Here is an 8630-nt window from a genome sequence, read left to right as displayed (position 1 = left end):
TCGGCGGAGGCGAGTTCGGCGCGGGGGTCGACCGGCAGCGGGCGGAACCGGGTGTTCCGTCCCGTCCCGTCCCGCCCGAGGCCGTTCGCAGCCGCTCGGAGCCGCCCCGAGCCGCTTCGCGGGGCGGAGCCGGGCGGAACCGGGCGGAACCGGGCGTCGGCTCGGCGGCGTCCTTCGGAGCAGAGCGGGCGGGACGGGGCCGTCGCGCCGCAGGACGGGAGGCATGGCGGATGAGCATCGTCGCGTGGATTGTGTTGGGCCTGGTGGCGGGGGCCCTGGCCAAGCTGTTGCTGCCGGGGAGGGACCCGGGCGGCCTGATCGTGACGACCCTGATCGGCATCGCCGGCTCCTTCGTCGGCGGCTGGATCGCGTCGCACTTCCTGCACAGGTCGATCACGGCGCACTTCTTCGACGGCGCGACCTGGGTGTCGGCGATAGGCGGCGCGCTGGTGCTGTTGATCGCCTACCGGTTGCTGTTCGGAAACTCGCGCCGCTGACCCGGCAGTTCGCTCGACATCCGGAGGCGGGCCGACCCCAGGGGGAGGGGCGGGCCCGCCTGCTCGGTTCAGGGCGCCGGCGCCGGCTCGGCGGTCCAGTCCGGCAGGTCCTCGCGGGCGGTGAGCCAGGCGGCCGGGACATCCGCGAGCCCGGTGCGGGCGGCGACCACTCCGGCCGCGATGGCGCAGGTGGTGTCCTGGTCGCCCCAGCCCTCCAGGGTGTGCCAGATGGCCTCGGGCAGCGAGTCCAGGTGCCCGGCGGCGGACCAGAGGGCGAACGGGACGGTGTCCGGGGCGGAGATCATCAGCCCCGAGCCGAGCACGTTGGCGGCGTGCCGGACGCTGGTGTGGCCGGGCAGCCGGGCGGCGATCCGCAGGCCGGAGCGGACGTCGCTCTCCGGCAGCCGCTCGGCGACCTCGGTCAGCAGCTCGGCCCGGTCGGGCCGGATCCGACCCCGGCTCCGGGCGGCGAGGGCCGCGGCGAGCGCCACCGCCACCGCCCCGGCGACCGCCTCCGGGTGGAAGTGCGTGGTGAGCGCCTGGAGTTCGGCCTGCCGGGCGGCCTCGTCGAGGTCGTCGGCGAACCAGGCGCCCAGCGGCGCGACCCGCATCGCGGCGCCGTTCCCGTACGATCCCTGGCCCTCGAACTGGCCCGAGGTGATGGCGCGCCAGTCCCCGCCGGCCTCGATCCCGCGCAGCACCCGGTGCATCGACGGGCCGTACTTGCGCCGGTACTCCCGGGTGTACTCGGCGGCGAACTCCCGGGCCAGCTCGTCCTGGTGGACCTCGCCCCGGGCCGTCAGGTGGCGGACGAGGACGAGGGCCATCGCGGTGTCGTCGGTCCAGTGCCAGGGGGCCGGGCGGACCAGACGGGCGGCCAGGGCGGCGGGCGCCTCTTCGGCCGGGACCGAGAACCACCGGTCGCCGAAGGCGTCGCCGAGGGCGAGCCCTTGCAGACTGTCCAGGACCGGACCGGCCGCACGCATGTCATCCTCCAGGTGAGATCAACTGTGCGCGGCAGTCTGCCGGATGGCCGGGGCGTCGGCGAGCGGATTTCCGCTCGGTCGCCGACGTCCCGATCCGTCCCGGTCCATCTCGATCAGGGCCGGTTCGTCACTTGGCCTTCAGGCCGCCGAGGATGATCTTCCAGACGGCCTCGAAGCGCTCGTCCGCGGTCGGCTCGGACCAGCTGGACGCGTAGGCCGGGTCGTGGAACGGGGAGGTGGCGTCGAAGACGGCGCGGGCGGTGGTCTGGATGTGAGTGAGCTTGAACTCCTTGCCGTCCGTGCCGTCGTGGATGATCTGGGCGATCTGCGTGACCAGGGTGCCGATGTGCGCCTCGACGGTGCCGCTGTTCTCCTCGACCAGCACCATGTAGGTGGCGAACAGCTCGGGGTCGTCCAGCGCCTTCTTGCGCTTGGCGGCGAAGAGGGTGGTCAGCCAGTGGTGCAGCCGCTCGGAGGCGGCGCCGGAGTCGGTCGAGATGGCCTCGAGCTCCTGGTGGGCCTGGTCGAGCCAGCGCTGGGTGACCGCCTCGCGCAGCGCGGCCTTGCTGGGGAAGTGGCGGTACACGCTGCTGTGGCTGACGCCCAGCTCGCGGGCGACGTCCACGACGGTGGCCTTGGCCGGGCCGAACCGCCGGAGGACTTCCTCCGCCGCGATCAGGATCTGCTCGGCGGTGAGTGTGGTGTCCGTGGTCACGGGGAGGGCCGTCCTTAGGTCGTGCGGTCGGGGTGGTGCGCGTTTGTTCGCACGTTCGCGCTGGTGGCGAGGGTCCGGCCGGTCAGCGTTCGCTGTCCAGGGTCGCCATCTGCGCGGCAGCGTACCGGTCGCCCGCGGCGGCACCGGCGGGGAAGGCCTCGTCGATGGCGGTCAGGTCGGCCGGGGTCAGGGTGACGTCCAGCGCGCCGAGAGCCTCGGTCAGGCGGTCCCGGCGGCGGGCGCCGACCAGCGGGACGACGTCCCGGCCGCGCGAGGCCACCCAGGCGATGGCGAGCTGGGCGACGGTGGCGCCCTTCGCGGCGGCGAGTTCGCGCAGCGCCTCGACGAGTGCGAGGTTGTGGGTCAGGTTGTCGCCCTGGAAGCGCGGGCTGTGGCCGCGGAAGTCGGTGTCGGCGAGCGTGCGGTCCGGGTTCCAGTGGCCGCTGAGCAGGCCGCGCGAGAGCACGCCGTACGCGGTGATGCCGATGCCGAGTTCGCGGGCGGAGGGCAGGACGGATGCCTCGACCGAGCGGGAGAGCAGCGAGTACTCGATCTGCAGGTCACTGATCGGGTGGACGGCGGCGGCACGGCGCAGGGTGTCGGCGCCGACCTCGGACAGGCCGATGTGGCGGACGTAGCCGGCCTTCACCAGGTCGGCGATGGCACCGACGGTCTCCTCGATCGGGACGTCGGGGTCGAGGCGGGCGGGGCGGTAGACGTCGATGTAGTCGGTGCGCAGGCGGCGCAGGGTGTACGCCAACGCCGTCTTGGTGGCGGCCGGGCTCGCGTTGTAGCCGAGCCACTGGCCGTCCGGGCCGCGCTGGGCGCCGAACTTCACGCTGATCTGCACGCTCGCGCGGTCGCGGCCGCGCAGGGCCTCGTGGATCAGCAGCTCGTTGTGGCCCATGCCGTAGAAGTCGCCGGTGTCGAGGAGGGTGACCCCGGCGTCCAGGGCGGTGTGGATGGTGGCGATGCTCTCGGCCTCGTCGGCCGGGCCGTACAGGTCGGACATGCCCATGCAGCCGAGGCCGAGGGCGGAGGTGACGGGGCCGGAGGTGCCGAGGGTGCGCTGTGCGGGGCGGGTGGTCGTGGGCATGAGTACTCCAGGGGCGGGCGCGGCGCCAGGTGGCGAGGGCGGTGTGACCCGGATCTCACTATGGCACGACAGCGAACAGATTTCAAAATCTGTTCGCTGTCGTCTGTTATCTGATTTTTGAAATCTGTCAGTCCGCGACCCGGCTGCGGTTCTCGTACGCGAGGTCGGTGTACTCGGGGTGGCGGAGCATCCAGCCCTTGATGAAGGGGCAAGTGGCCAGGACGGGCAGGTCCCGCTCGCGGGCGTCGTCCAGCGCGGCCCTGGCCAGAGCGCTGCCGATTCCCTGCCCCTCGAAGGCGGGCTCGACCACGGTGTGCGGGTAGACCACCAGGTTGTCGCTGCGCAGGTACTCGGCGAACCCGGCCAACTGGTCGTCCACCCAGGCCTCGAAGCGGTTCCGGTCCGCCGCGTCACGTACCGAGAGGGTCATTGCAGGCTCCTTGCTGTCGGAAAGTCGGAAAGTCGAAGATACGGGGCCGGGCCCGGCCCCGCTCCATCATCGAGGGGCCGGCGCCTCCCCGCCCAGCCGTTGCCCTGCCGTGTCCGACGTTCTCGTCGGCGGTCCCCACTCCTCGCGCCCGCCCGGCGAGCGCAGCAGGTAGGCGCGGGCGGGCGGCAGGTTGCGCCACACCGTGCGCTCGCCCAGCCCGTACGTCGCCTCGAAGCGGCGCAGCAGTCGCACCACCGCCCGGTGGCGGGCGCCCCGGCGGGGCCCCGAGGCGAGGGTGCGCGCCGTGGTGGTGCCGAGGTAGCTGAAGTACGTCAGCTCGCCGCCGGGCACCAGCAGTCGCAGGTAGAGGTCGAGGATGTTCCGGACCTGGCCCGGCTCGAAGTTGGTGAACGGCAGCCCGGACACGATCACGTCGTACCGCTCCGCAGCGCCCTCGGCCGCGCTCCCCGCCGCGCCCTCCGTGGTGCTCTCCCCGGAGGCCGCCTCCGGCAGCTCCTCCACCCGGCAGGCCGACAGGCGCACCGCCACCCCCGGCTGCCGGGCGGCCAGCACCGGATCCTCCCGCAGCCGATCGGCGAACCGCGGGTTCGCCTCGACCACGTGCAACCGGTCGCCCGGGCGCAGCACACGGGCCAGCCGGCGGGTGACCACGCCCGTTCCGGCGCCGACCTCCAGCACCGAGAGGGGCCGGTTCGGGCGGCTGGTGACCGGCACCACCAGCGCGTTCACCAGCTCCGCGCCGCTCGGTGCCAGCGCGCCGGTGTCGTGGAAGGTGCGCAGCGCCTCGGCGAGGAACAGCAGGTGGTCCCCGCCGTTCGGCGAGTCGGGCGAACTGCGTTGCCGTGGAAGGGAATCGGGGAGGTGGCGGAGCGGTTCGGTCGTCATGTCGTCGACGCTAGGGAGGCCGTGGCGGCTTCGGATCGGCCGGTGAGCGGTGTCGCCCCCCGACGAAAGTCGAGGGTGCGGCTGCCCGGGAGGAGGAGGTGTCCCGCCACCCGCCCGCCCGTAGCATCGAGCCGGTCGGACGGACAGCCAGTTGGACGGCCGGGCGGCTGAACATGCAGACGTACGGGCGGTCGGACGCACGGATCGTCGGACGGCCGGAGGGTGGGAACGGAGGGACCAGATGCGCACAGGTCTGCTCGGCTGGTACGGCCCGGGCCGCCGGCCCTGGACGGAGACGCTGCTGCTGCTCGGCATCCTCGCCCTCGCCGTCGAGGAGGGCCTGTCCCAGTGGCTGCACACCGACGGCCCGCTGCGCCCGGCCCGGACCGCCGTGGTCGTGCTCGCGGCGCTCTCCCTGCTGTTCGCCCGCCGTTATCCGGTGGCCTCCGCCGTCCTGCCGGTGCTCACCGGCGGCCTGTTCAACCGAGCCTTCCCGGGCCTGTTCAGCGTCTACTACCTCGCCTTCCTCGGCCGGACCGGTCCGGCGGTGGCCGGCGGCGCGGTCATCGCCGTGCTCAGTGCGGTCCGCGCCGACTCACTGGTCGGCTGGGCGGGCTCCACCGGATCCCAACTCCTCGTCCAGGCCGCCACCCTGTCCTTCGGCCTGTGGTTGCACGGCCGTCGGGTGCTGATCCGCACCCTGCACGAGCAGGTCGAAACACTCCGCCGGGAGCGGGAGTTGCGCGCCGAGCAGGCCCGCGCCGCCGAACGGGCCCGGATCGCGCGGGAGATGCACGACGTGCTCGCCCACCGCCTCAGCCTGTTGGTGCTGCACGCCGGGGTGCTGCGCGACCAGGCCCGGGCCGGCACCGTCGCCGCCGACCCGGACCGCCTCACCCACCGCCTGGAACTGCTGCGCACCACCGCCGCCCGCTCGCTCGACGACCTGCGCGACGTCCTCGGCGCCCTGCGCGCCGACCCGCCGGCCCGGTCCGTCGAGGACGGACCGCCCTCGGCGGCCGGGACTGCGGGTGTTCCGGCGCCCGCCCTGCGCGACCTCACCGAGCTGGTCGGCGAGGCGACCCAGGCCGGTCAGCGGGTCGAACTCGCCCTCTCCGGCGACCCGGAGGCAGTGCCGACCACCCATCGGCTGGCGGTGCACCGGGTCGTCCAGGAGGCGCTGACCAACGCGCGCAAGTACGCGCCCGCCGCGGCCGTCACCGTCCGGGTCGACTACGGCACGACGGCCACCGCCGTCGAGGTCCGCAACGGGCCGGGCGGGGCGTCGTCGAAGGGTTCGGGCACCGGCGGCGGGTACGGACTGGTGGGGCTCCGTGAACGGGTCGGCGCGTTGGGCGGCCACCTCGACGCGGGCCCGGACGGTGCCGGCGGCTTCCGGCTGTCCGCCCGGCTGCCCGCGTCCGGGCGCTCGCCTCATGCGGTGCCGCCCGCGTCCGGGCGCCCGCCTCGCGCGGTGCCGCCCGTGGCTGACGCCTTGAATCCCGCTGGAGGCGCCGGTCGTGATCCCGCCCGGGTCCCCGCCGACGACCCGGGTTCCGATTCGAGTTCGCAGCCGAAGGACACCGCATGATCCGCACGATGGTGGTCGACGACGACGCGCTGGTGCGCCTCGGCCTGGTGGACCTGCTCGCCCAGGACCCGGCCCTGACCGTGGTCGCCGAGGCCGCCGACGGGCTGGAGGCCGTCGAGCTCGCGCGCAGCCACCGGATCGACGTCGCGCTGATGGACATCCGGATGCCCCGGCTCGACGGCATCGCCGCCACCCGGCGGCTGCGCGAACTGCCCGACGCCCCAAGGGTCATCGCGCTCACCACCTTCGACCTGGACGAGTACGTGTACCAGGCGCTCGCCGCCGGGGCCGACGGCTTCCTGCTCAAGGACACCCCGCCCGCCGAGATCGCCAGGGCCGTCCACGTGGTCGCCGGAGGCCAGGGGATGCTGCACCCGGCGGCCGCGCGGCGGCTGATCGACCGGTACCACCGGGCCGGCGCGCCCCGGGCGGTCGCCGCCCGCGGCCGGGTCGCCGGGCTCACCCCGCGTGAGACCGAGGTGCTGCGCGAACTCGCCGACGGGCTTTCCAACGCCGAGATCGCGGGCGTCCTCGGGATGCGCGAGAGCACCGTCAAGGCGCACGTGAGCCGGATCCTCACCGCGCTCGGCGTGGGCAACCGGGTCCAGGCCGCGCTGCTCGCACGCGATGCGGGGCTGGTCGAGGACGGTGCCTGAGCAGCGCGCCGACGGGCGCTCGCGGGGGCGGACCGGGGCGCAGTGTCGGGCGGAGTTCACGTGGATGTCGCCTGGGCTTCGGAGCGGGCGTTGCGACGGGCTTCCCTGAGCCGTGGCGTGCCTCCGGTTCGTACCGTCCGCTGAGACGAGGTCACCCATCCGGCGTGGAAATGCCGTGCCTTGGCGGTTTGCGCTGCCGAACCCGGGCGGCGGGTCCATGGTGGAGATGGGCGCGATCCGGCGACCGCGCCCGCGCGCCGATCCAGGCCCGCGCGCCGAGCGCCTGCCGCCGCTTTCCGACGGGTGCCCGAGGCCGGGGCCCGTACCGGCACGCTGGGAGCAGGGCCACCTCGCAGGAAACCGAACGGTTCTTCTAGGCTCACATCTCGGCTTCCCTGCGGCGGTCCGGCCACTGCGCCCGCCGTCAGGAGGCCGCCGTCCACGGGGCTCCGGGCGGACCGGGGCCGCCGGATCGAGCGAGGAGGACGCAATGACAAGCACGCCGCCCAGCCGTTCCACCGCACTTGGGCCAGAGGGGCCGTTCCACCGGGCCGTCCATCATCCGGGCCGACCGGTGCGGTCCGGCCGAGCCTGGTACCCGGGCGGCAGCGGTCAGCCGGTACGGCCGCTGAATACCGGCGGCGGCCGCGGAGGCGAGCGTTGAGTCCCCAGATCGTCGGGTCGCCGGCCGCTCCGGGCGCGGCCGCGGAGCCCGACCGCGCACCCGTGACCGTTCCGGCCGCCACCGACGGCGATGCCCTCGCCACCACCACCACTTCCGATACCGCCGTTGTCAGTACCACCGCGGCCCTGCCCGGCCTGCCGCAGGCGCTCAGCGCCCGGGCCCGTACCCTCGCCGGTGCCGTCCGGCGTCGCTGCGCCGACCTGGCCCGGATCGAGTCGCCGAGCGGTGACGCGCCCCGACTGGACGCGCTCGCCGAGGAGTTGGCCGACGGGTTCCGCGCCACCGGAGCCACCGCCCGCCGCGAACCCGGGCCGGCCGGTGACCACCTCGTACTGGAGTGGGAGGGGCGGGACGAGACGCTGCCCCACCTGCTGATCGTCGGCCACCACGACACCGTGTGGCCGGTCGGCACCCTGGCGGACTGGCCGGTGGCCGAGCAGGACGGGTGGCTCTCCGGGCCCGGCGTGGTCGACATGAAGGGTGGACTCGCCATCCTGGAAGGCGCGTTGGCGCTGCTCGCGGACCTGGGTCAGCGGCCTCACCGGGCCGTGCGACTGGTCGTGGTCTCCGACGAGGAGGTCGGCAGCCCGGACGGGCGGCGCCTGGTCGAGCGCCAACTGCGCGGCGCGGCGGCGGTACTGGGGCTGGAGCCGCCACACCCGGACGGCCGGTTGAAGACCGCGCGGCGCGGCAGCACCAGGGTTCGGCTCACCGTGACCGGGCGGGAGGCGCACGCGGGCAACGACGCGCACGACGGGGTGTCGGCGGTGGACGAACTCGTGGATCAGCTCGTGGCCGTCCGCAGCCTGGCGGGCCAGCCCGGTACCGAGCTCAACGCCGGTCGGATCAGCGGAGGTTCGCGGGCCAACGTGGTCGCCGGGCGGGCCGAGGCCGAGCTCGGCCTGCGGTTCGCCACCGCCGAGGCGCAGCGCCGTACGCTCGACCACCTCGCCCGGCTCACCGCGCTGCGACCGGGTGCCCGGGTGCGGACTGAGGTGCTGTCCAGCCGTCCTGCCTGGCCCGAGCGGACCGGCAACCCGCTGTTGCGGCACGTGCGTTCGCTCGCCG

Annotated in this window: 9 protein-coding genes; 4 read left to right on the top strand and 5 right to left on the bottom strand. The window is 74.3% G+C overall.

The window, feature by feature from the left end:
* Nucleotides 1-230: 230 nt before the first annotated feature.
* Nucleotides 231-497 (top strand): GlsB/YeaQ/YmgE family stress response membrane protein, encoded by a 267-nt coding sequence (locus J0670_RS21900; protein WP_207813345.1) that lies wholly within the window; start codon nucleotides 231-233, stop codon nucleotides 495-497.
* 68 nt (nucleotides 498-565) lie between these two features.
* On the opposite strand, the gene J0670_RS21895 is transcribed toward J0670_RS21900, so the two are convergent.
* The 5 genes from J0670_RS21895 to J0670_RS21875 all read right to left on the bottom strand — a co-directional run bounded on the left by J0670_RS21895 (nucleotide 566) and on the right by J0670_RS21875 (nucleotide 4630).
* On the bottom strand, nucleotides 566-1483 hold the full coding sequence (locus tag J0670_RS21895; RefSeq protein WP_207813344.1) for an ADP-ribosylglycohydrolase family protein: 918 nt from the start codon (nucleotides 1481-1483) through the stop codon (nucleotides 566-568).
* A 127-nt stretch (nucleotides 1484-1610) separates the two neighbouring features.
* On the bottom strand, nucleotides 1611-2198 hold the full coding sequence (locus tag J0670_RS21890; RefSeq protein WP_207813343.1) for a TetR family transcriptional regulator: 588 nt from the start codon (nucleotides 2196-2198) through the stop codon (nucleotides 1611-1613).
* Nucleotides 2199-2280: 82 nt separating this feature from the next.
* A complete protein-coding gene (locus J0670_RS21885) occupies nucleotides 2281-3294 on the bottom strand; it encodes an aldo/keto reductase (RefSeq protein WP_207813342.1) in 1014 nt (337 codons plus the stop codon).
* Between the two features lie 127 nt (nucleotides 3295-3421).
* The gene (locus J0670_RS21880; RefSeq protein WP_207813341.1) at nucleotides 3422-3724 is read right to left on the bottom strand and encodes a GNAT family N-acetyltransferase; all 303 of its coding nucleotides are present in this window, start codon (nucleotides 3722-3724) and stop codon (nucleotides 3422-3424) included.
* A gap of 66 nt (nucleotides 3725-3790) precedes the next feature.
* Entirely contained in the window at nucleotides 3791-4630 is an 840-nt protein-coding gene (locus J0670_RS21875; protein ID WP_207813340.1) for a class I SAM-dependent methyltransferase, read from the bottom strand.
* A 241-nt stretch (nucleotides 4631-4871) separates the two neighbouring features.
* Between J0670_RS21875 and J0670_RS21870 the strand changes: the two genes are divergently transcribed.
* The 3 genes from J0670_RS21870 to J0670_RS21860 all read left to right on the top strand — a co-directional run.
* The gene (locus J0670_RS21870) at nucleotides 4872-6221 is read left to right on the top strand and encodes a sensor histidine kinase (RefSeq protein WP_207813339.1); all 1350 of its coding nucleotides are present in this window, start codon (nucleotides 4872-4874) and stop codon (nucleotides 6219-6221) included.
* Nucleotides 6218-6877, top strand: a complete 660-nt coding sequence (locus tag J0670_RS21865) for a response regulator transcription factor (RefSeq protein ID WP_207813338.1) — start codon at nucleotides 6218-6220, stop codon at nucleotides 6875-6877. The genes J0670_RS21870 and J0670_RS21865 overlap by 4 nt, the downstream gene beginning before the upstream one ends.
* 726 nt (nucleotides 6878-7603) lie before the next feature.
* Nucleotides 7604-8630: M20/M25/M40 family metallo-hydrolase (locus J0670_RS21860; RefSeq protein WP_207813337.1), on the top strand; the 1027-nt coding region annotated here is incomplete at its 3' end.

Source organism: Streptomyces sp. FH025 (assembly GCF_017427025.1).
Taxonomy (GTDB): Bacteria; Actinomycetota; Actinomycetes; order Streptomycetales; family Streptomycetaceae; genus Kitasatospora.
This window is presented reverse-complemented; position numbering and strand designations above follow the sequence as displayed.

Coding starts and splice junctions, on each gene's coding strand:
- J0670_RS21895 (WP_207813344.1), bottom strand. CDS start 1,483: ATGCGTGCGGCCGGTCCGGTCCTGGACAGTCTGCAAGGGCTCGCCCTC.
- J0670_RS21870 (WP_207813339.1), top strand. CDS start 4,872: ATGCGCACAGGTCTGCTCGGCTGGTACGGCCCGGGCCGCCGGCCCTGG.
- J0670_RS21875 (WP_207813340.1), bottom strand. CDS start 4,630: ATGACGACCGAACCGCTCCGCCACCTCCCCGATTCCCTTCCACGGCAA.
- J0670_RS21880 (WP_207813341.1), bottom strand. CDS start 3,724: ATGACCCTCTCGGTACGTGACGCGGCGGACCGGAACCGCTTCGAGGCC.
- J0670_RS21885 (WP_207813342.1), bottom strand. CDS start 3,294: ATGCCCACGACCACCCGCCCCGCACAGCGCACCCTCGGCACCTCCGGC.
- J0670_RS21865 (WP_207813338.1), top strand. CDS start 6,218: ATGATCCGCACGATGGTGGTCGACGACGACGCGCTGGTGCGCCTCGGC.
- J0670_RS21900 (WP_207813345.1), top strand. CDS start 231: ATGAGCATCGTCGCGTGGATTGTGTTGGGCCTGGTGGCGGGGGCCCTG.